Origin of the sequence: Sphingomonas parapaucimobilis NBRC 15100, from assembly GCF_000787715.1 — a bacterium.
GTDB lineage: Bacteria > Pseudomonadota > Alphaproteobacteria > Sphingomonadales > Sphingomonadaceae > Sphingomonas > Sphingomonas parapaucimobilis.
Genome location: NZ_BBPI01000009.1, coordinates 21,853 through 47,232 on the forward strand (window position 1 = coordinate 21,853; position 25,380 = coordinate 47,232).

The 25,380-nt window shown below is 67.7% G+C and carries 16 protein-coding genes; 15 read left to right on the top strand and 1 reads right to left on the bottom strand.

Annotation, left to right across the window (positions count from 1 at the left end; all coding sequences use genetic code 11):
* The first annotated feature begins 138 nt into the window (after positions 1 to 138).
* The 15 genes from SP5_RS01940 to SP5_RS02010 all read left to right on the top strand — a co-directional run bounded on the left by SP5_RS01940 (position 139) and on the right by SP5_RS02010 (position 23,070).
* Positions 139 to 1,770, top strand: coding sequence for a Na+/H+ antiporter (locus SP5_RS01940; protein ID WP_042483326.1), 1,632 nt, complete (start codon positions 139 to 141; stop codon positions 1,768 to 1,770).
* Positions 1,771 to 1,852: 82 nt separating this feature from the next.
* Positions 1,853 to 2,866: a DUF3667 domain-containing protein gene (locus SP5_RS01945; protein ID WP_084220523.1), complete on the top strand. Its 1,014-nt coding sequence runs from the start codon at positions 1,853 to 1,855 to the stop codon at positions 2,864 to 2,866.
* A gap of 293 nt (positions 2,867 to 3,159) precedes the next feature.
* The gene (locus SP5_RS01950; protein ID WP_042483333.1) at positions 3,160 to 5,745 is read left to right on the top strand and encodes a beta-mannosidase; all 2,586 of its coding nucleotides are present in this window, start codon (positions 3,160 to 3,162) and stop codon (positions 5,743 to 5,745) included.
* Positions 5,742 to 8,258 carry a glycoside hydrolase family 3 C-terminal domain-containing protein gene (locus SP5_RS01955; RefSeq protein WP_042483337.1) on the top strand — a complete coding sequence of 839 codons (2,517 nt, stop codon included), beginning with the start codon at positions 5,742 to 5,744 and terminating at the stop codon, positions 8,256 to 8,258. The genes SP5_RS01950 and SP5_RS01955 overlap by 4 nt, the downstream gene beginning before the upstream one ends.
* Entirely contained in the window at positions 8,255 to 9,679 is a 1,425-nt protein-coding gene (locus tag SP5_RS01960; RefSeq protein WP_042483340.1) for a glycoside hydrolase family 125 protein, read from the top strand. The genes SP5_RS01955 and SP5_RS01960 overlap by 4 nt, the downstream gene beginning before the upstream one ends.
* Positions 9,676 to 11,988, top strand: a complete 2,313-nt coding sequence (locus tag SP5_RS01965; RefSeq protein ID WP_042483341.1) for a GH92 family glycosyl hydrolase — start codon at positions 9,676 to 9,678, stop codon at positions 11,986 to 11,988. Before SP5_RS01960 ends, SP5_RS01965 begins: the two co-directional genes overlap by 4 nt.
* Before the next feature lie 23 nt (positions 11,989 to 12,011).
* Entirely contained in the window at positions 12,012 to 13,922 is a 1,911-nt protein-coding gene (locus SP5_RS01970; RefSeq protein ID WP_042483344.1) for an alpha-L-fucosidase, read from the top strand.
* Positions 13,923 to 14,053: 131 nt separating this feature from the next.
* Positions 14,054 to 15,106, top strand: coding sequence for a patatin-like phospholipase family protein (locus SP5_RS01975; RefSeq protein ID WP_042483348.1), 1,053 nt, complete (start codon positions 14,054 to 14,056; stop codon positions 15,104 to 15,106).
* Between the two features lie 119 nt (positions 15,107 to 15,225).
* Positions 15,226 to 15,990, top strand: a complete 765-nt coding sequence (budC, locus tag SP5_RS01980; protein ID WP_042483352.1) for a meso-2,3-butanediol dehydrogenase — start codon at positions 15,226 to 15,228, stop codon at positions 15,988 to 15,990.
* A 137-nt stretch (positions 15,991 to 16,127) separates the two neighbouring features.
* Positions 16,128 to 18,143 carry an HAD-IIB family hydrolase gene (locus SP5_RS01985; protein ID WP_042483355.1) on the top strand — a complete coding sequence of 672 codons (2,016 nt, stop codon included), beginning with the start codon at positions 16,128 to 16,130 and terminating at the stop codon, positions 18,141 to 18,143.
* Positions 18,140 to 19,285 (top strand): glycosyltransferase, encoded by a 1,146-nt coding sequence (locus SP5_RS01990; RefSeq protein ID WP_042483358.1) that lies wholly within the window; start codon positions 18,140 to 18,142, stop codon positions 19,283 to 19,285. The genes SP5_RS01985 and SP5_RS01990 overlap by 4 nt, the downstream gene beginning before the upstream one ends.
* Complete coding sequence (locus tag SP5_RS01995) at positions 19,282 to 20,193, top strand: glycosyltransferase family 2 protein (protein ID WP_042483359.1); 912 nt, start codon at positions 19,282 to 19,284, stop codon at positions 20,191 to 20,193. Before SP5_RS01990 ends, SP5_RS01995 begins: the two co-directional genes overlap by 4 nt.
* Positions 20,190 to 21,266, top strand: coding sequence for a glycosyltransferase (locus tag SP5_RS02000; protein ID WP_042483362.1), 1,077 nt, complete (start codon positions 20,190 to 20,192; stop codon positions 21,264 to 21,266). The genes SP5_RS01995 and SP5_RS02000 overlap by 4 nt, the downstream gene beginning before the upstream one ends.
* Entirely contained in the window at positions 21,263 to 22,177 is a 915-nt protein-coding gene (locus SP5_RS02005; RefSeq protein WP_042483365.1) for a polysaccharide pyruvyl transferase family protein, read from the top strand. Before SP5_RS02000 ends, SP5_RS02005 begins: the two co-directional genes overlap by 4 nt.
* Positions 22,174 to 23,070, top strand: coding sequence for a glycosyltransferase family 2 protein (locus SP5_RS02010; protein ID WP_042483368.1), 897 nt, complete (start codon positions 22,174 to 22,176; stop codon positions 23,068 to 23,070). Before SP5_RS02005 ends, SP5_RS02010 begins: the two co-directional genes overlap by 4 nt.
* Here the strand turns inward: SP5_RS02010 and SP5_RS02015 are convergent.
* Positions 23,048 to 25,351: a TonB-dependent receptor gene (locus tag SP5_RS02015; RefSeq protein ID WP_052811369.1), complete on the bottom strand. Its 2,304-nt coding sequence runs from the start codon at positions 25,349 to 25,351 to the stop codon at positions 23,048 to 23,050. The two genes, SP5_RS02010 and SP5_RS02015, sit on opposite strands and share 23 nt — an antisense overlap.
* Positions 25,352 to 25,380: the final 29 nt, after the last annotated feature.

Sequence of the window (25,380 nt, forward strand, 5' to 3'; positions counted from 1 at the left end):
TGAACGCCCCTTCCCCTACATGTCATGATCGGGCTTCGCGCGATTCGTGTCGGCCTTGCCCCTCGCCTGTCGCTGATATGCCGGTCGTGCCGCTCGTCGCCATGGCCACTCCAACCGCTGCACCCGAAAGGTCCCCGATTGGACATCGTCACGCTCAGCCTGTTCTTGCTTTTCGCCGTGGTGTTGAGCGGGGTCGTATCCCGCCTGCTGCCCTCGGCGCTGCCCCGCCCGCTCGTCCAGATCGCGCTCGGCGCGGTGATCGGCGGGATCGCGCAGATCAGGGTCGAACTCGATCCCGAAATCTTTTTCCTGCTCTTCGTGCCGCCGCTGCTGTTCCTCGACGGCTGGCGCATTCCGAAGGACGAGTTGTTTCGCGACGCGGGGGCGATCCTGGGGCTGGCGCTGGGGCTGGTGTTCCTGACGGTGCTGGGCATGGGGCTGTTCATCCACTGGATGATCCCCGCCATGCCCTATGCGGTCGCCTTCGCGCTGGCCGCCGTGGTGTCGCCGACCGACCCGATCGCGGTGTCCGCCATCGCGCAGAAGGTGCCGATCCCGAAGCGGATGATGCACATCCTGGAGGGGGAGTCGCTGCTGAACGACGCCTCGGGTCTGGTCTGCCTGCGCTTCGCCGTCGCCGCCGCGCTGACCGGGGCCTTTTCGCTGACGAATGCCGGGCTGACCTTCGTGTGGATGGCGGTGTCGGGCGTCGGGCTGGGCGTCGCCATCGCCTGGGGCACGATCACAGCCAAAAGCCTGTTCGCGCGGCGGTTCGGCGACGACAGCGGCTCGAACATCCTGGTCAGCCTGCTGATCCCGTTTGCCGCCTATCTGGTCGCCGAACATGTCGAAAGCTCGGGCGTGCTGGCGGCGGCGGCGGCGGGTATCGCCATGTCCTTCACCAATGTCTCGTCGGGGGCGAAGGCCGCTACCCGCATTCGGCGGCAGGCGGTGTGGGACATGCTGCAATTCACGCTGAACGGCATCATCTTCGTGCTGCTGGGCGAGCAGTTGCCGCAGGTGTTCGCGGGCGCGCGCGACACGGTGATGCTGACCGGGCATGACTCCTTATGGTGGCTGGGCCTCTATGTGCTGGCGATCGTCGCCGGGTTGGGGGCGCTTCGCTTCGCCTGGACCTGGGTCGCGCTGCGCCTGACCCTGTTCCGGCAGCGCGGGACGCCGGGCCGGACCAGCCCGCCGCGCCGGGTCATCACCGCCATGTCGGTGGCGGGCGCGCGCGGCGCGATCACGCTGGCGGGCGCACTGACCCTGCCGCTGACGCTGGGCGACGGCACGCCCTTTCCGGCGCGCGACCTGGTGATCTTCCTGGCGTGCGGCGTCATCCTGTCCTCGCTGGTCATCGCCAGCCTGACCCTGCCGCTGCTGCTGCGCGGCCTCGCCCTGCCCGTGCAGGACGGCATGAGCGAACTGGACCATACCCGCGTCGCCGCCGCCAAGGCCGCCATCGCCGAACTGGAGCGGCTCCAGCACGAAATGGCCGAGGGCCGCGACGATGCCGACCAATATGTCGAGATCGCCTCGCGCCTGATGGACGGCTATCGCAGCCGGATCGACACGCTGGAGGGTGATATCGATCCCGATGCCAAGCGACTGGAGGATGTCGAAAGGCGGATGCGGCTGGCCGCGATCCGGGCCGAGCGGCGGGTCGTGTTCGAGCTGCTCAACACGCGGGCGATCGGGTCCGAGACGGCGCAGCGGCTGGGTCGCGAACTCGATCTGGTCGACACCCGCCTGTCGGCGCAAGCCTGACCGCCGCCGCGATCTTTCGCCTTGCGTCGGGCCGCGAATTATCGTGTCTCGTCAACGGGGTTTGCATCGACAAGGGGGTAAGATGCGGGGGGAAGAAATGCGGGGGGAAGAGGCAAGGGCCTGCCTGAATTGCGGCACGGCGCTGGTCGGCCATTATTGCCACGCCTGCGGCCAGTCGTCGCACATCCACCGCACGCTGGGCGCATGGTGGCATGATTTCAGCCATGGTGTCCTGCATATCGAGGGACAGGTGTGGCGGACGATGGCGATGCTGGTCACCAGGCCGGGGGAACTGACCCGTCGCTATATCGCGGGAGAGCGACGGCGTTTCCTGTCCCCGCTGGCGCTCTATCTGTTCAGTGTCTTCCTACTGTACATCGCCTATTCGGCCCTCGGGGGCTTCGCGACCTTCCATGCGCCCGGCACGCAGGAGGCCGCAACCGAGCTGCGCGCCGAGGTCGCCAAGGTCGACCGGCGTATCGCGGCGATCGACCGCGATCGCGCCGCGGCCGTCGCCGCCAAACGTGACACCGCCCTGCTCGATAAGGAACGGGCGGAGCTGGTCGACCAGAAGCAAGGCATGGACTTCACCGCCAGCGCCATGACGCTGGGCGCCGGAAACGAAACCCATTCCGGTCCGGGTGAACATCAGGAACAGGTCATCACCGGCTGGAAATCGCTGGATGCCAAGATCGTCCATGCCGTTCGCGATCCCGAATTCCTCCTCTTCAAGATGGAGGCGAACGGTTACAAATTTTCCTGGGCGCTGATCCTGTTGTCGATGCCGTTCATGCGCCTGTTCTTTCTGTGGAAGCGCGGGCTGGCGATGTTCGACCATGCGGTGTTCGTCACCTATTCGCTCAGCTTCGTCAGCCTGCTGATGGTCGTGATGATCCTGTGGACGAAGCTGGCGCATCTGCCGGGCGTGGCGCTGCTGATGCTCGCCTTTCCGGTGCATCTCTTCCTCCAGATTCGCGGCGCCTATCGCCTGGGTCCGGTATCGGGTCTGCTGATGACGCTGGTCGTCTCGGTGATGGCGGCGGCCGTCTTGCTGATCTGGATCATCGGCCTGCTGGCGCTGGGCATGGCGCACTGACCCGCCAATCCATTGCACGCGCAACGGGATAGACGATCGTACCAGAAAATGGGTGGACGCCCCCCGTTCACCTCGCCATGATACCAAAACATACCATGAGAATACCGGCGCACGACAAGCCGGTGATGACGGGGGTGACGGATGGCGAGAAAGAGCCTGGCGCGATCGGGGACCTGCCCCGCCGTCGTCGCGCGTCCGCGCCATGCGCCCCTGTCTGGTCCAAGCCATAGTCCTGCATCCTGCACGCGGTCGGCCCGACCCGGCGCAGCGATGTTGTTTTCGGGGAAATCGCTGTGAAACATCGTCTTGGTCTGATCCTGGCCGCGCTCGCCCTGCCATTCCCCGCTTTGGCTGCGCCCAAGACGGTGGCGACGCTCGACCGCTGGCAGGTGCGGATCGACCCGAAGGACGCCAGCGCCGCCAGCGCGCACCCGCAGGCAGCGAACTGGATGGCCGCGACCGTGCCGGGCAGCGTGCAGCAGGACCTGATCGCCGCCAACATCGTCCCCGATCCCTATAAGGGCGCGAACGAGGCCCCGATCCAGTGGGCGGGCCTGACCGGGTGGCAGTATCGCACCAATCTGGACGTGACGCCGGAGATGCTGCGCCGCGACCACCTGGATTTGGTGTTTGACGGGCTGGATACGTTCGGCACCGTCACGGTCAACGGGCAGCGCCTGTTGTCCGCGGACAATGCGCATCGCCGCTGGCGCGCGGATGCCAAGCCGCTGCTGAAGGCGGGTGCGAACGAGATCGTCGTCACCTTCGCCTCGCCGATCAAGACGCTCCAGCCGATGGTGCTGGCCGAGAAGCATCCGCTGCCCGGCGAATATGACTCACCCTATGGCGACGAACCCAAGGGCGTTCAGACCTCCCCCTATATCCGCAAGCCGAAATACCAATATGGCTGGGACTGGGCACCGCGTATCGTCGATATCGGCATCTGGCGCCCCGCCCGACTGGAGGCCTGGGACGCCGCGCGCATCGACAATCTGCGCATCGAGCAGGAGGCGCTGACCGATGCCGAGGCGCGCATCCTCGCCCGCGCCTCGGTCGTCGCGGACCGTGCGCAGACGGGGCGGATGGACGTGACCGTCACCGGCCCCGATGGCAAGCGCATCCAGGTGCGCCGTGATGTCGCGCTTCAGCCGGGCGAGAACGATGTGGTCGTCCCCGTCGCGATCACAAAGCCGCAGCGATGGCAGCCGGTCGGCTTCGGCGCGCATCCGCTCTACACGGTCAATGCCGCGCTGGCGGGCGCGGATGCGGTCGAGAAGCGCACCGGCCTGCGCACCGTCGAGCTGGTCCGCAAGGACGGCAGCTTCGGCCTGAAGATCAACGGCAACGTCATCTTCGCGAAGGGCACCAACGTGATCCCGTTCGACGCCTTCCCGTCGCGCGTAGCCGCCGCGACCGAGCGTCAGATGCTGGAAAAGGCGGTGGCCGCCAACATGAACATCGTCCGCATCTGGGGCGGCGGCTATTATCCCGAAAACAGCTTCTACGATGCCGCCGACGAGCTGGGCCTGATGGTCTGGCAGGACTTCATGTTCGGCGGCGCGGTGACGCCCCCCGACGCGAAGTTTCGCGAAAATGTCCGTATCGAGGCCGAGGAACAGGTCGCGCGCCTGCAATCGCACCCCTCGCTGGTCATCTGGGCGGGCAATAACGAAGTGCTGTCGGGTTGGGAAAACTGGTCGGATCGCAAGGCGTTCAAGAAGGCGGTCGGCCCGGACGAGCAGGAGCGGATCGGCACCGGCATGGCCGTGTTGTTCGACCGCGTGCTGCGCGATGCAGTCATCAAGAACTCGCCGGGCATCCCCTATTGGCCAGGCTCGCCCTCGACCGATTATGAGGGGCCGACCGACACCGACAAGGATGGCGACCGCCATTTCTGGGACGTGTGGTCGGGTTCCAAGCCGGTCGAGCGCTATACCGACAGCTGCCCGCGCTTCATGTCCGAGTACGGCTTCCAGGCCTTCCCGGACCTGTCGACCATCGCGACCTTCGCCGATCCGGCGGACTTCCGCATCGACAGCCCCGTCATGAAGGCGCATCAGAAGTTCCTGGCAGGCGAAGGCAATGACCGCATCACCTTCTATCTGAAGCAAAACCTGCGCGACCCGCGCGACTTCGCCGATCTCGTCTATCTGTCCCAGGCGATGCAGGCGCGTGCGATCGGCCTCGCCGCGCGTCATCACCGCGCCTGCCGCCCGGTGACGCTGGGTTCGCTCTATTGGCAGCTCAACGACAGCTGGCCCGCGATCAGCTGGTCGAGCATCGACTGGACCGGGCATGACAAGATGCTCCAGCACGAGGTCCGCCGCTTCTTCGCGCCCCAGACCATCGTCGCGGAGACCAAACCCGGCGCGACGCGGATAGCCTTGGTGTCCGACGCCACGGCGCCGAAGCCGCTCGGCTGGCGGGTCACTGGATACGGCATGGACGGCCGCAAGCTCGGCTCGCAATCGGGCAGCGTGACCATGGCTGCCGCCTCGGCCAGCGATGTCGCGATGATCCCCGACGCGACGCTGTTCGCGAACGCCGCGCCGCAGAGCAGCTATGCCGTGGCCGAACTGTTCGACGGCGAAAAGGTCATCGCCCGCCAGATCATCGAGCGAAAGGTGCCGCGCGACATGGCCTACCCCGCGCCGGGCATCACCGCGCGCTGGTCGGGCAAGCAGCTGACGCTGACGACACGCAACCTCGCGCGGCAGGTACAGGTCAATTTCGGCACCATTGCCGCCGAACCGTCCGACGACGGATTCGACCTGTTGCCCGGCGAGAGCATCACGCTCACCATCCAGAGCGACGCGGACGCCGCCACTTTGGCGCGCGAGCTGAAAATCTACACCCTCGGTCCGAAGGACGCCCAGTGATCCCCTTCCTCCTCCTCGCCGCCGCCGGTCAGGCCGCCACCCCCGCCCTTCCCCCGGAAGCGCAGAAGCTGACCATCGCGCAAAAGGCGGCGCAACTGGTCAACGAGGCCCCGGCCGAGCCTGCGCTGAACCTGCCCGCCTATGACTGGTGGAGCGAGGGGCTGCACGGCATCGCGCGCAACGGGCCGTCGACCGTGTTCCCGCAGGCGATGGGCATGGCCGCGACCTGGGACCCCACGCTGATCCAGAAGGTCGGTGATGTCGTTGCTACCGAGGCACGCGCGAAGTTCAATTCGCAGCCGCTGAATGCCGATCGCGGCCTGTATCAGGGGCTGACCATCTGGTCGCCCAACATCAACATTTTCCGCGATCCGCGCTGGGGCCGGGGCCAGGAAACGTACGGAGAGGACCCCTTCCTCACCAGCCGCATCGGCATCGCCTTCGTGCGCGGCCTGCAAGGCCCCGACCTGAAGCATCCGAAGGTCATCGCGACCGTCAAGCATATGGCGGTCCATTCCGGTCCTGAGGGCGGGCGCGACAGTTTCGACGTGATGGTGAGCCCGCGCGATCTGGAGGCGACCTACCTGCCCGCCTTCCGCGCGACCGTGACCGAGGGCAAGGCGCTGTCGCTGATGTGCGCCTATAACGCCATTCACGGCACGCCGGTCTGCGCCAATCCGATGCTGCTGACCCAGCGGCTGCGCACCGACTGGGGCTTCAACGGGCTGGTCGTGTCGGACTGCGATGCGGTCGGCAATATCTGGATGTTCCACCATGCCCAGCCCGATGCGCCTGCTGCAGCGGCGGCGGCGCTGCGCGCGGGCACCGACCTGAACTGCGGCAACGCCTATCGCTCGCTGCCCCAGGCTGTCGAGCGCGGCCTGATTACCGAAGGTGAGATCGATACCGCGCTCGCCCGCGCGCTGGCGGTGCGGCGGATGCTGACCGTGGATAGCCCCTGGAACCGGATCAAGGCGAGCGAGGTCGGCACGCCCACCCACCGCGCGCTGGCGCTGGAGACGGCCCGCAAGGGCATCATCCTGCTCGACAATCCGAACGACCTGCTGCCGCTCAAGGGTAAGAGACTCGCGGTGTTCGGTGCGGATGCTGACGATCTGGGCGTGCTGGAGGGCAATTACCACGGCACCGCGATCAATCCCGTCACCCCGCTCGACGGCATCCGCGCGAAGTTCGGCCGCGATGTCCGCTATGCGCAAGGCTCGGTGCTGGCCGAGGGCGCGTTCGTCGGCGTGCCCGAAACCGCGCTGTCGGCGAACGGCAAGACCGGCCTGACGGTCGAGACGATGGGCGCGAACGGCCAGTGGTCGGTTGCGGGGCAGGACCGCCGCATCGACTTCAACTATACCAAGACCGCGCCCTTCCAGCGCCGCTGGACAGGCACGCTGACCCCGCCGGGGCCGGGCCAGTATAAGCTGCGGCTCGACGGCCCCGCCTGCTGGCACGCCTGCCCGGCGCATGACGCGGTGAAGCTCTATATCGACGACCGGCTGGTCGTGGATGATGTGATCGGCGGCAAGAAGCTGGAAACGACCATCGACGGTTCGGCCCCGCGCCGTATCCGGGTCGAGATCGACCATAAGGGCGGCGATGAGGGCCTGCGCCTGCAATGGCTCCCCCCCGCCGAGGCGCTGACCGCCGAGGCGTTGAAGGTCGCCGGGACCGCCGACGTGCTGGTCGCGGTCGTCGGCCTGTCGCCCGATCTGGAGGGCGAGGCGCTGGGCGTCTCGGTCCCCGGCTTCGCGGGCGGCGACCGGACCGAGATCGTCCTGCCCGAGCCACAGCGCAAGCTGCTCACAGCACTTCAGGCGACGGGCAAGCCGGTGGTCGCGGTCGTCGTCTCCGGGTCGGCGGTATCGCTGGGGGACTTCAAGCCCGCCGCGACGCTGGCGGCCTTTTATCCGGGCACCGAGGGCGGCACCGCGCTGGCCGAGATTCTGGCCGGGGACGTCAACCCGTCGGGTCGCCTGCCCGTCACCATCTATCACTCGACCGCCGACCTGCCCGCCTTTGCCGATTACGGCATGAAGGAGCGCACCTATCGCTACTTCACCGGCAAGCCCGCCTGGGGCTTCGGTCACGGCCTGAGCTATACCAAGTTCGACTATGGCCAGCCGACCGTCACCGCCAATGTCGCGGTCGGCCAGCCCGTGGATGTCGCGGTGCAGCTGCGCAATACCGGCCAGCGCGCCGGTGAGGAAGTGACCCAGGCCTATCTGGTCCCGCCCGCCACCGACGAGAAGCTGGTGCTGACCGACCCCGTGCTGCAACGCCAGCTGGTCGGCTTCACTCGCGTGGCGCTCAAGCCAGGTCAGGCGGGCACCGCGCGCTTCACCATCGACCCGCGCATGATGAGCCAGGTCTGGCGCGACGGCACCCGCCGCATCCTGCCGGGCACCTACAAGCTCTATATCGGTGGTGGCCAACCCGGCGACGGTGCAGGGCAATGGACCCAGTTCACCGTCACCGGCCAGGCGCAGGACCTGCCCAAATGACCCCGACCCGTCGTGAACTGATCGCCGGGGGCGCGGCACTCGCCGCCGCCCCGGCCTTCGCCGCCGCGCCCGGCTTCATCAGCAAGCGCCCCGCCGTCGCCGACCGCCGCTTCGTATCGAAGGCGGTCGAGGCGGAGATCACCCGCGTCTCGAAGCTGATCGCCGATGCCGAACTCCGCTGGATGTTCGGCAATTGCTATCCCAACACGCTCGACACTACGGTGCTGTCACTCGGTGACGTGGGCGGCAAGCTGGACGCCTTCGTCATCACCGGCGACATTCCCTGCCTGTGGCTGCGGGACTCGGCGGCGCAGCTGCGGCCCTATCTGCACCTCGTGAAGCGCGATCCGGCGCTGGGGCGGCTGTTCCGCGGGCTGATCGGACGGCAGGCGCGATCGATCCTGATCGATCCGTACGCCAACGCCTTCATGCAGGACCCGACCGCCAAGACGAACCTCGGCTGGGCACTGCACGACGATACCGAGATGAAGCCCGGCGTCGCCGAGCGGAAATGGGAAATCGACTCGCTCTGCTACGCGATCCGGCTGGCCTATGGCTATTGGCGCGAGACGGGCGACACCACGCCGTTCGACGCCGAGTGGAAAGCCTCGGCGCGCCTGATCGTGAAGACCTTCCGCGAGCAGCAGCGGAAAGAAGGCCCCGGCCCTTACCGCTTCCGCCGCTCCGCGCCCGAGCCGACCGAGACGCTCTATCGCGGCACCGGCCTGCCGACGCGTCCCAACGGCATGATCCATTCGGGCTTCCGCCCGTCGGACGATGCGTGCCTGTACGGCCAGTTCGTGCCCGCCAACCTGTTCGCGATGACGACGCTGCGCGAACTCGCCGCGCTGTCGAACGCGGTCGGCGAACCCGCCCTGGCGCAGGACGCCACCCTGCTCGCCACCGAGGTCGAGGCCGCACTCAAGCAGTTCGGCACGATGACCCTGCCCAGCGGCGAACGCGTCTGGGCCTATGAGGTCGACGGCTATGGCAATGCCGTCTTCATGGACGACGCCAATGTGCCCTCGCTGTCGGGCCTGGCCTATCTCCGCTGCGTCGATGCGGCCGATCCGCTGTGGCAGCGGACGCTCGCGGCATGCTGGAGCAAGAACAATCCCTGGTATTTCGAGGGCAAGGCGCTGACCGGCATCGGCGGCCCGCACACCGGTCCGGGCCAGGTCTGGCCGATGTCGATCATCACCCGCGCGCTGACCTCGACCGATCCGACCTTGCTGCGGTCGAGCCTGGCGATGATCCGTGGGTCGCACGGGCATACGGGCTTCATTCACGAAGGGGTCGATATCGACGATCCCGCCAAGTTCACACGCGACTGGTTCGCCTGGGCCAATGGCCTGTTCGGCGAGCTGATCGTCCATGTCGCGGCCACAAGGCCGGAAGTTTTGCGGGAGACGTTCGCATGATCCTCAGCCGCCGCTCGCTCCTCGCCGGGACCGCGCTCGCCAGCCTGCCGATCGGAGGCGTCGCCGCCGCCGTGCCGATGCCGGTCGCCCGTCCCAATCTGTTCGTCGGCACCGGCGGCGACGGCCATACCTATCCCGGTGCGGTGATGCCCTTCGGCATGGTGCAACTGAGCCCCGATACCGATGTCGAGCGCTGGGATACCTGCTCGGGTTATCATCACGGCGATAGCTCGATCATGGGGTTCAGCCATACGCACCTGTCCGGCACCGGCATCGGCGACATGCTCGACGTGCTGGTCGTGCCGACGCGCGGCGAGCTGAAGCTGGTCGCGGGGCCGCTCTCCAATCCCGATGAAGGCTATCGCCAGCGTTACACCGAGGAACAGGCCGAGCCGGGTTATTACCGGGTGAAGCTGGAGTCCGGCGTCCTCGCCGAGCTGACCGTGACCGAGCGGACCGGCTGGCACCGCTACACCTATCCCAAGGGGCCGGGTCATGTCTTGGTCGACCTGTCGCATCTCGTCCTCGACAAGAGCGATGCCAAGCCGCTGATCACCGATGCCGAACTGACCATCGAGGCCGACGGTACGATCACCGGCACCCGCCGCGTGTTCCGCTGGGCCAAGGGGCGGCGCATCTTCTTTGCGATGCAGCTGTCCAAGAAGCCCAGCCGTATCCAGCTTTATGGCGATGGCGACGCGCCCGCCAACGGCACCGCCGTCAAGGGCAACCGCCTGAAGGCCGCTTTGTTCTTCGACGAACTGGGCGACGCGCCGCTGCTGATCCGTTGCGGCATCTCGGCGGTCGACGTCGCAGGTGCCAAGGCGAACCTCGCCGCCGAGGCCAGGCATTGGGACTTCGACCGCACCCGCCGCGCCGCCATGACCCGCTGGGCCGAAACGATGGGTGGCGTTCGTGTCGAGGGCGGCACTCCCGACCAGCAGACGATCATGGCCTCGGCCAATTACCACACGCTGATCGCGCCGACGCTCTTTTCGGACGTGGACGGCCGCTATGTCGGGCTGGACGGGCAGGTTCATACCGTACTGGCCGGGCAGTCCGCCTACAGCACCTATTCCACCTGGGACACGTACCGGGCGCTTCACCCCTGGCTGATCCTGACCCAGCCCGCCCAGGCGCAGAAGCTGATCGAGGACGTGATCCGCCAGACCCAGCAGAGCGCCTATGGCCCGCCGGTCTGGACGCTGCAGGGCAAGGAGACGGGTATCATGATCGGCTGGCACGGCACGCCGATCATGGCCGAGGCGATGGTGAAGGGCATTCCCGCCGACTATGCCGCCGCCTGGCCGGGCATCGCCAAGCGCAGCTTCGACTTCGCCGCGCCCGACATGGACAACTCCAAGGGTCGCGACCTGTACGACGCCAAGGGCTATGTCCCCGCCGACAAATGGTGGGAAAGCGTCAGCCGGACGCAGGAATATGCCTATGACGACTGGGCCGCGTCGCACATCGCGCGCAAGGTGGGAAAGACGGCCGAGGCCGATCGCCTGCTCAAGCGCTCGGGCAACTGGCGCAACGTCATCGATCCCTCGATCGGCTTCGCCCGCCCCCGCTTCAGCGACGGCAGCTGGTGGAAGGATTACGACCCCGTCCAGCTGGGCCATATGCCCAAGCCCTGGTGGCGCGACTATACCGAGGCCAATGGCTGGCAGGCGACCTTCCTCAACCAGCATGACGTCTATGGCCTGATCCGTCACATGGGCGGCGACGCGAAGTTCGAGGCCAAGCTGGACGAGCTGTTCAGTGCGCCCTCGACGCTCCCGAAAAATGCGCCACCCGACATTTCGGGGCTGGTCGGCCAGTATGCGCACGGCAACGAGCCGGACCAGCATGCCGCCTATCTCTATGCCTATGTCGGCGCGCCCTGGAAAACCCAGCGGATGGTCCGCCGCCTGCTGACCGAGATGTACAAGAACGCGCCCGACGGCATCATCGGGAACGATGACTGCGGCCAGATGAGCGCGTGGTTCCTGTTCTCGTCGCTGGGCTTCTATCCGGTCGATCCGGTCAGCGGCGCCTATGTCTTCGGCGGTCCGCTGTTCGACCGTGCGCAGGTGACGGTCGGCGGCAACAAGACGCTGGTTGTCGAGGCGAAGGGCAATGGCCCGGACATGCCCTATATCCAGTCGGTGACGTGGAACGGTCGCCCCTGGACCAAGAGCTGGATCGACCATGCCACCCTGTCGAAGGGCGGCACCCTGTCCTTCACCATGGGGGCCAGGCCGAACCCCGCCTTTGGCCGCGATCCCAAGGATCGCCCGCCCTCCTTCGACCACCAGCCCGCCTGATCCCTCCCGGAGCCGACCCGACAATGACCGATTTCTCCCGCCGCGCCGTCCTCGCCTCCGGGCTCGTCGCCTCCGCCACGCCAGCCTTCGCCAAGGGGCAGGCCGGTGCGCCCGCGCCCTATGGCGCAGTCCCCTCGGCGCGGCAGTGGCGCTGGCACCAGCGCGAGCAATATGCCTTCATCCACTTCGCCATGAACACCTTCACCGACAAGGAATGGGGCTATGGCGACGAAGACCCCAGCATGTTCAACCCGTCCGATTTCAGCGCGGACCAGATCGTCGGGGCGGCCAAGACGGGCAATCTGAAGGGTATCATCCTCACCGCCAAGCATCATGACGGCTTTTGCCTGTGGCCGACCAAGCTGACCGAGCATTGCATCCGCAACTCGCCCTATAAGAACGGCCAGGGCGATATCGTCCGCGAAATGTCGGACGCCTGCAAGCGCGCCGGGCTTGCCTTCGGCATCTATCTCTCGCCCTGGGATCGCAACCGGGCCGATTATGGCCGCCCGTCCTATGTCGACTATTTCCGCAAGCAGGTGGTCGAACTCTGCACCGGCTATGGCGAGCTGTTCGAATTCTGGTTCGACGGGGCCAATGGCGGTGACGGCTATTATGGCGGGGCGCGCGAGACGCGGCAGATCGATGCGCCCAAATATTACAACTGGCCCTCGATCATCGCGCTGGTCCACCAGTATCAGCCCATGGCCTGCACCTTCGATCCGCTGGGCGCGGATATCCGCTGGGTCGGCAATGAGGACGGGATCGCGGGCGATCCCTGCTGGCCGACCATGCCCAACCACCCTTATGTCCAGTCGGAGGGCAATTCGGGCGTGCGCGGCGGAGCGCTGTGGTGGCCCGCCGAGACCAATACCTCGATCCGGCCCGGCTGGTTCTATCATGCGGACGAGGACTCCAAGGTCCGCTCGCCGGAGAACCTCGTCGGCTATTTCGACACCTCGGTCGCGCGCGGCACCAATATGAACCTGAACCTGCCGCCCGACCGGCGCGGGCGCATCCCCGATCAGGACGTCAAGATCCTGAAGAGCTTCGGCGACGCGATCCGCGCCAGCTTCGCGACCGATCTGGCGCAAGGGTCGGTGGCCAGCGCCAGCCATGTCCGCGGCAAGGGCTATGAGGCTGCCAAGGTGCTGGACGGCCAGCGCGACACCTATTGGTCCGCCCCCGACGGCGTGACCACGCCCAGCCTGACGCTCGATCTGCCGCCGGGTCGCCGTTTCGATCTGATCCGCATCCGCGAATATCTGCCGCTCGGCGTGCGGGTCACACGCTTCGCGGTCGATGCGGAAGTGAACGGCAAGTGGCAGCAGCTCGCCGAACATGAGTGCATCAGCGCGCAGCGGATCATCCGCCTGCCCCAACCCGTCACCGCGCGCCGCGTCCGCCTGCGCATCGTCGACGCGCCGGTCTGCCCGGCGATCAGCGAGGTTTCGCTGTTCCAGAGCGTCGCGCCGGTCCCCGTCCCCGCCATCGTATCGAGCGATCCGACCGTGCTGGCGACGACCGGCTGGACGATCGTCTCGGCCACGGCGCCGGGTGCCGAAAAGCTGCTCGACAACGACGCCAAGACCATCTGGGTTCAGCCTGCGCCCGTGGCGGGCAAGCCGGCCAGCGTGACCGTCGACATGGGCCAGGTGCGCGACGTCGCGGGCTTCAGCCTGACCCCCTCGCGCCAGGTCATGATCGACGCCGCCCCGCCGCGCGGTTACGTCGCGGAGACGAGCGTCGACGGCAAGAGCTGGACCCCGGCGGGCGCGGGCGAGTTCTCGAACATCGCCTATGCCCTTTCCACCCAGCGCCTGCCCTTCACCAGCGTCCGGCCCGTCCGCTATCTGCGGCTGACCTTCGCGGAAATGTCCAAGCCCGCCGCCAAGCTGGCGATCGCGGGGATCGGCGGCTTCACCAAGCGGTAGGCCCAATTTCCTCCCCTTGCAGGGGAGGAACGGGTTCATCGATCACACACTCCCACAAAAAATCCGCCGAAACGGGATGGCATTTGCCTTTTGTGCGTTGCAACATGACGCAACGCAGAAGGAGGTACGCCATGACCGACCGTCTCGAACCCCAGGTCCCGCCCCGCCCCCGCATCGCCCTCGCGCTGCAGGGCGGCGGCGCGCACGGTGCCTATGGCTGGGGCGTGGTCGAGAGGCTGCTGGACGAGGATATCGAGATCGTCGGGGTCAGCGGCGCCAGCGCGGGGGCGATCAACGGCGCGGCGGTTGTTTCGGGCTATGCGACCGGGGGCGCGGCCGGGGCAAAGGCGGCGCTGGAGCGGCTATGGGGCCATGTCGCCGATGCCTCGCCGCTCGCCCCGCTCGATGTCGGCGCGCTGGGCGGTCCGTTTTTCGAGCCGCTGCTGCGTAAGTCGCTGGACATCGCCAAGCTCTCCAGCCGCTATGTCGCGCCCTTCCTGCCCGGCGTTCGCGATATGCGCGCGCTGCGACAGGCGGTCGCGGAAAGCATCGACCTGGACCTGCTCGCCCGCCAGACGCGCCTGCCCTTCTATGTGGCCGCGACCCACATCGCGAGCGGATCGGCGCGGCTGTTCACCGGCGAGGACGTGACGCTCGACGCGCTGATGGCCTCGGCCTGCCTGCCTGAGCTGTTCGCGGCGGTGGAGATCGAGGGCGAGCAATATTGGGACGGCGGCTTCACCGCCAACCCCGCGCTGGAACCGCTATTGACCGAGGCGATCGGCGCGACCGACATGATGATCGTCCAGATCACGCCCTTCACCGTCGAGGATATCGGCGGCTCGGTCGGCGAGGTCATGCGCCGGGTCAGCGATATCAGCTTCAACGCCTGTCTGCGCCGCGACCTGCGCGCCCTGTCCGAAATCCAGGATGTCGCCCGCGCCGAAACCTCGCGCGATCCGCGGATGCGGGCGATCGCGCGGGTCAACCTGCACCTGCTGTCGCCGCCGGACGAACTGGCGGGGCCATCGGGGACGAGCAAGGTCGACACACGCTGGTCGGTGCTACAGGATTTGCGCGAAATGGGCCGCGCACAAGCCGAAGGCTGGCTGTCCGCCAACCGCGACACGCTGGGCCGCGCATCATCCTTCAAGGGGCTGCCCGAGGATATGGTGCGGCGCTGAACCGCATTTTCCCGCCTTTTGCGTTTTTACAGTGATGGCGGGCGGAACACTGGCCCGATGTGCCTGTTCTGACAGGCCGGGATGGGCGGACCAGTGATATAAGGACAGGAGCGCCCGACATGGCGAGGTTCCAAGGCAAGATCGTGATCGTCACCGGCGCCGCGTCGGGCATCGGCGAAGGGGCCGCCCGCCGCTTCGCACAGGAGGGCGCGACCTTGGTGTTGGGCGACACGGACGGTGCGGGCCTGCACAAGCTGGCCGACGAACTCGCTCCCGCGACGGTCGCGACGCGCGAAACCGATGTATCCAAGATGGCCGATTGCGAGGCCCTGGTCGCTCTGGCCATCGCGCGGTTCGGACGGATCGACGTGCTGGTCAGCAATGCGGGCGTCGATCATCTCGGCAAACTGGACGAGGGCGACTTCTCGGCCTTTGCCAAGGTCATCGAAACCGATCTTTACGGCGTGGTCCAGATGGCCCGCGCCGCGATCGCGCATTTGCGCCAGTCCAGGGGCTGCATCATCAACATGTCGTCGGTGTCCGGGCTGGGCGGCGACTGGAATCACAGCTTCTATTGCGCCGCCAAGGGGGCCGTGACGAACTTCACCCGCGCGCTGGCGATGGACGAAGCGGCGAATGGCGTGCGCGTCAATGCGGTCAATCCGTCACTGACCTACACCGCACTGACGGCGGGCATGAAGGAACAGCCCGAGTTGATTGCGAAGTTCGAGGAGCGCATTCCGATGGGCCGGGGTGCGCAACCCGAGGACATCGCCGGGGCCATCGCGTTCCTGGCAAGCGAGGATGCGCGCTTCATCACCGGCGTGAACCTGCCCGTCGACGGTGGCCTGAGCGCCTCGAACGGACAGCCACCGCTCAGCTGAGCTTTGCCATTATTGATACTGATCAAGAAACCCTGGACAAACTGACAATCATGTCAGTCGACTGCAATCTTTCCTCTATCCGGTCGGGAGCCAATCAATATTTATAACGTTGTCGCTCCATAACGAAAGGGGCGAGATTGTTTATCCTGCATCTGGCACTGGGTGGGTGCCTGAAATCGCCACCTGTCCATTATGGCATCACCGCCGATACGGGCGGCCATATTGCCTATATCCTGGACGCTGCCGCCGCGCAGGCAATGAATATTGATACGCATCAAGTCTCCATCGTTACCCGGCTGTTTGAGGAACCGGGCCTGCCGCTCGATCATGCCCGCGCCACCGAGCGGCTCTCGCCCAAGCTGACCATCGATCGGATCGCCACCGCCAATCGTCGCTATCTGGAAAAGGACGCGTTGGCCGACGACCTGGCCGCCTTTACCGAATCCTTCTGCGCGCACCTCGCCCGACTGCCGCGCCTGCCCGATGTCATCCATGCGCATTTCTCCGACGCCGCCGCCGTGGCGGCCGAGGCACGGCGGCGCTTTGCCATCCCCTTCGTCTATACGCCCCATGCGCTGGGCATCGACAAGCGCCGCCATCACGGCCCCTCGCCCGCGCTGGACGGCCGCATCGCCGCCGAACGTACCGCCATCGCCAGCGCCGATGCGCTGATCGTCTCGACCGAGGACGAGGCGCAACGCCAGGTCCAGGCCTATGGCATTCCCGCTGGCGGACGGATCCATCGCATCGCGCCGGGCGTGCCGAACCATGAGGGCGGTCGCCCCGATGGCCCGACGCTCGCCGACCGGCTGGACGAATGGCTCGACGATCCGGCCAAGCCCATAATACTCGCCATCGCCCGGCCGGTCGCCAAGAAGAATTTGGGCGCGCTCGCCCGTGCCTATGCGGCCTCGGCGAAATTGCGCGAGGCCGCCAATCTGGTGATCCTGGCGGGCCAGCATGACGGTCCCGGATCGGCGGAGGAACGCGCCGTACTGGCCGAGTTGCTGGCGCTGGCCGACACAGCCGCGCTTCGCGGTCGCATCGCCCTGCCGCCACGGCATGACGGGGATGACGTCGCCGCACTCTATGAGCGCGCGGCGACGGGCGGCGTCTTCGTCAACGCCGCACTGCACGAACCCTTTGGCCTGACCCTGATCGAAGCGGCGGCAGCGGGCGTGCCCGTGGTCGCGACCCGTCATGGCGGCCCCAGCGAGATCGTCGCCGCGCTGGACCATGGCCTGCTGGTCGAGCCGCGCGACGAGGACGCCATCGCGACCGCCTGCCTGTCCATCCTTTCCGATCCCGACACCCATAAGCGGATGAGCGCGAATGGCCGATCGGGCTCCACCCTCTATGCCTGGGACCGTTACGCCATGGAATCGACCGCGCTCTACGCCCATCTGCCGCGCACCCCCGGCCTGCTCGCCAGCGATATCGATCATACGCTGACCGGATGCCGTGTCGGCGCGCACGACTTCGCGGCATGGCGTCAGGCGAGCGACCTTCCCTTCGTCGTCGCCACCGGCCGGTCCTTCGCGATGGCGCGGATCATCCTGTCGCAGTGGGGCATTCCCGAACCCGATGCCTTCATCACCGATGTCGGCACGCGCATCATGCTGAAGGGTCAGCGCGGGTGGCAGGAGTGCCCCGAGTTCGCCACGCGCCTGAACGAGGGTTGGGACCGCAAGGCGGTGGTCGCCGCGCTCAAGCCGCTACGCCTGCGCCCGCAGCCGCGCGACACGGCCGGACCGCACAAGGTCAGCTATTTCGGCACCGCCGAGGATGCCGCGCGCGTGCGCGAGACGCTGGCCGAACAGGGGCTTTCCGCCAAGACCGTCTTTTCGCACGGACGGCTGATCGACGTGCTGGCGCCGCTGGGCGGCAAGGCGGCGGCGGTCGCGGCCTATGCGAAACGGCTCGACCTGCCGATGGGTGCGTGCGTCGCGGCCGGGGACAGCGGCAATGACGTCGATATGCTGGACGCCTGCGGCCATGCGATCGTCGTGGGCAATGCCGGGCACGAACTGGCCGACCTGCCCGAGCGTGACGGGCTGATGCGGGTCACCGCGCACCATGCCAATGGCGTGATGGAGGGGCTGGAGCGGCTGGGCCTGACCGCGCCGATGCCGACGCAGGCGACGGCGGCGTGACGCGCCCCTTCGGTTATTTCGTCCATCATCAGGGGCGGGGCCATGCCGAGCGCTGCGCCGCCATCCTGAACGCGCTGCCGCCCGAGCGCCCCGTCACCATCTTCTGCGCGCGCGACGACATCTTCCCCCCGCTGCCGCCGCAGGTCGAGATCGTCACCATCCCCTCGCTCTTCGAGCCGACCGGGCTGGAGGCGGGCGCGATGGACACGGTGCCGACGCCGGAGACGCTGCATTGCGCGCCGCTCGGTTGGCCCGGCATCCGCCATGCCATGGCGGTGATCGCGGGCTGGTTCGACCGCGCCGACCCCGCGCTGATGATCTGCGACGTGTCGGCCGAGATCGCACAGCTGGCGCGTATCTGCTCGGTTCCGCATGTGAAGATTCTCCAGCATGGCGACCGCAGCGATGCCGGGCACCGCGCCGCCTATGACGGCGCCGCCGGGCTGCTCGCCGCGTTCGACGAGGCGCTGGCCCAGCCCGAATGGGACCCCGCGATGCGCGCCAAGACCTGCTTCGTCGGCGGGCTGGGTGTCGACACCCGCATCCCCGAACGCGAGCTGGCGCGCCAGCGGATCGGCGTGGGCGCGGACGAGGAGATGATCCTGGTCCTGTCGGGCGGCGGCGGGGGCGGCTTCGCCCAGGCCCCGCTCGGCGTCGGGGCACGCAGCCGCCCCGGTGCGCGCTGGATCACCATCGGCCCGGTCGCGCGCGACTGGCATGCCACCGAGCCTGCCAATATCGAGCATCGCGGCTGGGTCGACAATCCGGCGGACCATGTCGCCGCCGCCGACCTCGTCATCGCCTCGACCGGCAACACCACCTGCCAGCAGATACTGGCCGCCGCCCGGCCCTGGCTCGCCATTCCCGAATGGCGGTATTTCGACGAACAGCATCGCAAGGCGGAGGCGCTGGCCACGGCCGGCGTGGCCTGTGTCCGTCCGCATCTCCCCTCCTCGGCCCAGGCCTGGAATGCGGCGCTGACCGAAACCCTCGGCCAGCACTGCCCCGTCCTGCAGCGCGCGATGATCGCCGACGCGCCTGCCCAGGCCGCTGCCGACTGGCTGGAGGCGCTGTCCACCCGGCTCTGGCCGATCGATATGAACCCATCTTCCCTGACCCAATCCACCGGAGCCCATTCATGATCTCGGTCGTCACGCTCGCCGGGGGCCGCCCCGAACATCTGCGCAATGTCGTGATCGGCCTGACCCGCCAGACGATGTTGCCTGCCGAGCTGATCGTCGCGGTCATTCAGGACACGCCCTATGACCTGCCGGACGCGTCCTTTCCCATCCGCCAGATGATGGTGTCCGGCCCGCGCCTGCCGCTGGCGACCGCGCGCAACATGGCAGCGAAGGCGGCGGTCGGTGACAAGCTGGTCTTCCTCGACATGGACTGCATCCCGACCCCCGACCTGCTGGCCGATTATGATCGCTACCTGGATCAGGAAGACGGGCTGTTGATGGGCGAGGTCATGTACCTGCCCGGCGGCGCGACGGCGGGCGAATGGCGGTACGAGGATTTCGCCGGGGTGGCGGTCCGCCACTCCGACCGGCGCGGGCCGCCGCCCCACGGCATCGAGCGGTGCGAGGATTATCGCTGCTTCTGGTCGCTCAACTTCGCGATGCGGCGCGACACCTTCCTCGACACCGGCGGGTTCGACGAGCGCTATGCGGGCTATGGCGGCGAGGATACCGATTTCGGCAAGGTGGTGGACAAGGCGGGCGTGCCGATCGCCTGGATCAAGGGCGGGCTGGCCTATCATCAATATCACCCGCACCACATGCCGCCGGTCCACCATATCGACAGCGTGGTCCGCAATGCCGAGCTGTTCGAAGCGAAATGGGGATACCGCACCATGGGCCACTGGCTGCACGCCTTTCGCCTGATGGGCCTGATCGACGATACGCCCGGCCGCCCCATCCAGATCCTGCGGCGTCCCGACGAGGACGACCTCGCCCTGACCGGACAACAGAGCCACCAGCCCTATGCCAATACGGCCAGCGTCATCCGTCTGCTGGAGGAGCGCGAGGCTGCCCGGGTCGCGGCATGAGGATCGCCCTTCTCGCCCATGTCCGCCAGCCGATCCGCCAGCCTTTCCTGGGCGGCATGGAAGCGCATGGCTGGTATCTGGCCGAGGGGCTGGCGGCGCGTGGGCATGAGGTGGTGCTGTTCGCCAGTGGCGACAGCGACCCGCGCTTCACCCTCGATCCGGTCCTGCCGGTCCATTACGAAGCCATCTTCCCCTGGGCCGAGCATCGCGGCAAGCCCGAGCTGATCGCGCATGTCGATGCGGGCTATGCCGCCGCCTGCGACCGGATCGCGCGCGGCGGGTTCGACGTGGTGCATAACAACAGCCTGCACCGCTTCCCGCTGGAGCAACGCCGGACTGCGCAGGTCCCGACCGTCACTTCGCTGCACGTGCCGCCCTATGACGCGCTCCACCATTTCGTGTCGATCAGCCCCAGCCCGACCCACAGGCTGACCGTCACCTCCGCCCGCCAGTTGCAGGCCTGGTGGCCGAACGGCGCGCCGCCCGAGGCCTCGGTCCTGCACAATGCCATCGACCCGGCCGCCTGGCCCTTTGCCGAGCAGGGCAATGGCGAAGCGGTGTGGTGCGGGCGGATCACCCCCAACAAGGGCACGCATCTCGCCGTCCGCGCCGCGCGGGAAGCGGGCGTCGCGTTGACCCTGTTCGGCGCGGTCGAGGACCCGGACTATTTCGCCGCCGAGGTCGAGCCGCTGCTGGGCGGCGGCATCCGCTATGGCGGGCATCTCGACGGCACGGGCCTGGCGCGGGAACTGGGCCGTGCATCGGTGTTCCTCTTCACCCCCTGCTGGGACGAGCCGTTCGGGCTGGTCGCGATCGAGGCGATGGCGTGCGGCCTGCCCGTCGCCGCATTCGATGCAGGCGCGGCGCGCGAAGTCGTGGGCGAGGCCGGATGCATCGCCTCGGCCGGGGATGTCACCGCGCTGGCCGACGCCTTGATCCGGGCCATGGCCATCCCGCGCCACACCGCCCGTCGCCGGGTAGAGGCGCATTTCGCCCGCGACCTGTGGCTCGACCGTTGCGAGGCGCTTTACGCCAGCGTCCGGGGCGCCTTGCCGAGTGCCATCGCGGCGTGAGCGAGGATGATGTGATCGCAGGCCAGAGAGAGGGACTGCTCGACCTGTATCGCCGCCATGTCACGCCGGGAGAGCCCTATGCGCTGGTCGATTTCCCCGACCATCCCAATGTGGGGGACAGCGCGATCTGGTTGGGGGAGATCGCGCTGCTTCACGCGGTCGGCTCGGGTGATCCGGCCTATGTCTGCCGCTGGGACGATTTCGACGAAGCGGCCTTCCGCGCCGCCTGCCCCACCGGGCCGATCCTGATCCATGGCGGCGGGAATCTGGGCGACATCTGGCCGCATCACCAGCAGTTTCGCGAACAGCTGATCGAACGCTTTCCCGATCGCCGGATCGTCCAGTTGCCCCAGTCGATCCACTTTCGCGACCCAGCCCATCGCGACCGCTTCGCCGCGCTGGTGGACAGGCATCCGAACTTTCACCTGTATGTCCGCGACACGGCAAGCCTCGACCTGGCCCGCCGCCATTTCCATTGCCCCAGTACGCTCGCCCCCGACTCCGCCTTCGGCCTGGGCCGCATCGAGCGACCGGTTTCGGCGGATTGCCGCGCGCTGATGCTGCTCCGCTCCGACGCCGAACGCGCGGCGCGTGACGACACGCCGTTGTTGAGCTTGCCTGATACGGTCGCCTTGGACTGGCTCGACGAACCGCCGGTGGCGGCGTCCGCTCCGACCGAGCGGGCACGGGAGCGCGTCGAACGCGGGCTGAAGCTGCTCGCCCGCGGGGAGCGGATCGTCACCGATCGCCTGCACGGCCATATTCTGGCCCTGCTGCTCGGCGTCCGCCACGTCGTGCTGGACAATGACTATGGCAAGGTCTGCGCCTATATAAGCGCATGGACGGCGCAAAGCCCGCTCGTCCGACAGGCCCGGTCTTCGCAGGAGGCGGCGGAGATGATCGCGGGATGATCGATATCGGCCTGCTGATCTGCACCCGCAACCGCTGCCGCAGTCTCGCCGCCACGCTCGCCTCGGTCGATGCCGCCGCCCGGCATCCGGGTAGCGGCGCGGTCGAACTGATCCTGGTCGACAATGGCTCGACCGACGCCACGGCGGCGGTGATCCGGCACTGGGCGATAGACAGGCCCTTTCCCGTGCGTTTGTTGTCGGAACCGCTGCCCGGCCTGGCCCGCGCCCGCAACCGGGCGCTTCGGGCGGCGCGGGGGCGGATCGTCGCGATGACCGACGATGACTGCGTACTGCACCCCGATTATTTCGCGCAGGCGGCCCGGGCCTTTGCGGGGCAGCCCGCCCCCGTCATCATCGGGGGGCGTATCCTGCGCGGCGACCCCGCCGACCTGCTGCTGACCGTCAAGCTGGAGGATCATCCGATGATCGCCGAGCCGGGCAGCTTTCCCGGCGGCTTCGTCATGGGCGCCAATCTGGCCTTCACTGCCGATGTCGGCCACATGGTCGGGCCGTTCGACGAACGCTTCGGGGCGGGTGCGCCGTTCCGCGCCGCCGAGGATACCGACTTCCTGCTGCGCGCGCAGGCGCTGGACCTGTCGATCCGCTATGACCCCGGCTTCGTGGTCGACCATCATCATGGCCGCCGCCGGGAGGACGAAGCCGTCGCGCTCCTCGCGGGATACGGCTTTGGCGACGGAGCGCTTTACGCCAAGCATGTCATGACCGACAGCCGGGTCCGCCGCTGGCTGGCGGCGGACGTCCGCAACCTGCGCGAGCGCTTTGCCGGGCCGGTGCCGACGATCCGGCATTTCCACGCCTTTCGTTTGCGCCATGTGCTGGCGGGCCTTGCCGCCTATGGCCGCACGGCGTTCAGAAATCCGCGCTCAGCCTGACCCCCACGGTGCGCGGACGCAGCGGCGTCGAGACATTGCGCCGCCCCAGCAGGAACGGATTGCCATAGGCGAAGCGATTGCCCCGCTCGTCGAGCAGATTGTCGAGCGTCAGCGCCAGAGCATAACCGCCCCGCCGTGCGGTCAGTCCCAGATTGGCGACACCGTAACCGCCCTGCCGCACGTCGAACATGTCACCGACGCCCAGCACCGACGGACCGACAAAGGCCAGCTCCCCGCGCGTCGACAGCACCGTATCGCGGCCGAGCGAGACATTGCGGACCAGCCCCAGCCGGGCCGAGATGCTGGGCGTCTCCGGCAGGCGGTGGTTGCTGGCGCGGCTGAGCGCGGCGGTCGAACCCGTGACCTCGTTGTCTGCCACGAACATCGCCGCGGTCAGGTGCCAGTCGCGCTGCGGCACCCATTCGATCCAGCCCTCCAGCGCGTCGACGCGGGCGTCGCCGATATTGCTCGTCACCGGCTGCCCAGACCGGTTGAGCAGATCGGCCTGGATCGCCTTCCAGCGCGCGTGCGACAGGCTGACCGAGGCCGACAGTCCGGTCGCGCCGCGACGCACATGGCGCAGGCCCGCCTCGACCATCTGGATCGAGTCCGCCTCGAAGTTCGCAACCCGCCCGACACCTGCCGCGACGGCCAGGCCGCCGGTGCGGAAGCCGGACTGATACCGCCCGAACGCGGTCCAGTCGCCGCCCAGCGCCCAGGAAAATCCGAAGGTCGGATCGACCCGCGTGGTCGACCGCCCTCGTACGAAATTCCTGGATCGCGGCGTGATCGACGGTTCGCCGTCGACCCGCGCGGCGGTCACGCGCCCGCCCAGCGTCAGCCACAAGCGGCCGGTTACGGGCTGCGTCGCCTCGCCGAACACCGCACCGCTGCGCGTGACGTTGGTCACGCCGATCACCGGCCGCACCCCCTGACGCAGGGTCAGCGACCGCCCCATCACCGACTGGTCCGACACGAAATTGATGCCGACCACCCAGGACCCGCCGCCGGGCAGCCGTCGCGACACACGGCTTTCGTGCGAGAACAGGGTCTTGCCGCTGTTCAGCTGATAGGATCCGCGCGGCAGGATGGTGCTGGCATCGAACTGCTCGAACGACGCGCCTTTCACCAGGCCCGAGGCCGAGACGAATTGCAGCCCGCTTGCCCAGTGTTTGGACAGGAGCAGCCGCCCGAACCGCATATCGCTCCAGAATGGCTGGGCGATCGCCGAGCGGCTGGCCAGCGCGTCCTCGCCAAGCACATATTGTGCGTCGCGCGACACGATCGACTGGGTGCCGCCGCCCAGCTCGGCGTGCCAGCCGCCCCCGACATTCCAGGCCAGCGTGCCGCGCAAACCGCTGGTCAGGACCCGGTTGATGTTGCGCGCGCCGGTCCGCAGATTGTCGATATAGCCGCCATCGACCGCGTGATAACCGACCAGCCGGACGCCCAGCGTATTCGCCAGCAGCACCTTGTTGGCGACCGCCGCCACGTCGTTGCTCGCCGCCCCGCCCCCGGTCAGCGCGCCACCCCATTCGATCCGTCCGCCGTCGCGGGTCAGCGAGACCGGGTTGGAGGTCAGGCGAACGATCCCGCCGATCGCGCCCGAGCCGTGCAGCGCGCCCTGCGGCCCTTCGGCAATCTCGACCTCACCGATATCGTAGAGTTTCAGCCCCGGATCGGGTCCGGCAAAGGCAATCTGCACTTCGTCGAGATACAGGCTGGCGGTGGACTCGGTCGCACCGTTGAAGCTGCTGTCGGCAATGCCCCGGATGAACAGCTTGTTGCGCCCCGGCCCCAGCGCGGTGGTCTGAAGGATCGGCGTCTGGCCTGCGACATCGCTGAGGTCGATCGATCCGTTGGGCAGCGCCACGCCGCGCCCGATCACTGATACGCTGCCCGGATAGCGGGCCAGCTCGGTGCCCTGCTTGCTGGCGGTCACGATGATGTCGCCGGTCCGGCCGACAGGCGGTGGAACGGCGGGCGGAGGACGGCTGGCGGATGGGGGACGCGGCGATCCGACGATACGGAAGCTGACGGCATCGATCGCGATGGCACGATAGCCGGTCCCGCGCAGCAATTGCGCCAAGGCTCTGGCGGGCGGCGCGCCGGTGGTCAGCGCGCGGGTGCGGACCTCCCCCAGGCGGGGATCGGTGGCGACGACGGTGATGCCAGCCTGCCGCGCCAGTTCGCGCAGCGCGAAATCGAGCCGTGCCGGGGCCAGGACGATCCGACCTGATGCCGCTGCACCGATGGCCTGCGCCCGACCGGCGACGGGCAAGGCAAGGGCAGTCGCGACCAACAGGCCGC

What these genes read in the sequence shown, in the direction of transcription:
- SP5_RS01945 (WP_084220523.1), top strand. Translation starts at nt 1,853, where the DNA reads ATGCGGGGGGAAGAAATGCGGGGGGAAGAGGCAAGGGCCTGCCTGAAT.
- SP5_RS01975 (WP_042483348.1), top strand. Translation starts at nt 14,054, where the DNA reads ATGACCGACCGTCTCGAACCCCAGGTCCCGCCCCGCCCCCGCATCGCC.
- SP5_RS01965 (WP_042483341.1), top strand. Translation starts at nt 9,676, where the DNA reads ATGATCCTCAGCCGCCGCTCGCTCCTCGCCGGGACCGCGCTCGCCAGC.
- SP5_RS01960 (WP_042483340.1), top strand. Translation starts at nt 8,255, where the DNA reads ATGACCCCGACCCGTCGTGAACTGATCGCCGGGGGCGCGGCACTCGCC.
- SP5_RS01995 (WP_042483359.1), top strand. Translation starts at nt 19,282, where the DNA reads ATGATCTCGGTCGTCACGCTCGCCGGGGGCCGCCCCGAACATCTGCGC.
- SP5_RS01970 (WP_042483344.1), top strand. Translation starts at nt 12,012, where the DNA reads ATGACCGATTTCTCCCGCCGCGCCGTCCTCGCCTCCGGGCTCGTCGCC.
- budC (WP_042483352.1), top strand. Translation starts at nt 15,226, where the DNA reads ATGGCGAGGTTCCAAGGCAAGATCGTGATCGTCACCGGCGCCGCGTCG.
- SP5_RS02000 (WP_042483362.1), top strand. Translation starts at nt 20,190, where the DNA reads ATGAGGATCGCCCTTCTCGCCCATGTCCGCCAGCCGATCCGCCAGCCT.
- SP5_RS02010 (WP_042483368.1), top strand. Translation starts at nt 22,174, where the DNA reads ATGATCGATATCGGCCTGCTGATCTGCACCCGCAACCGCTGCCGCAGT.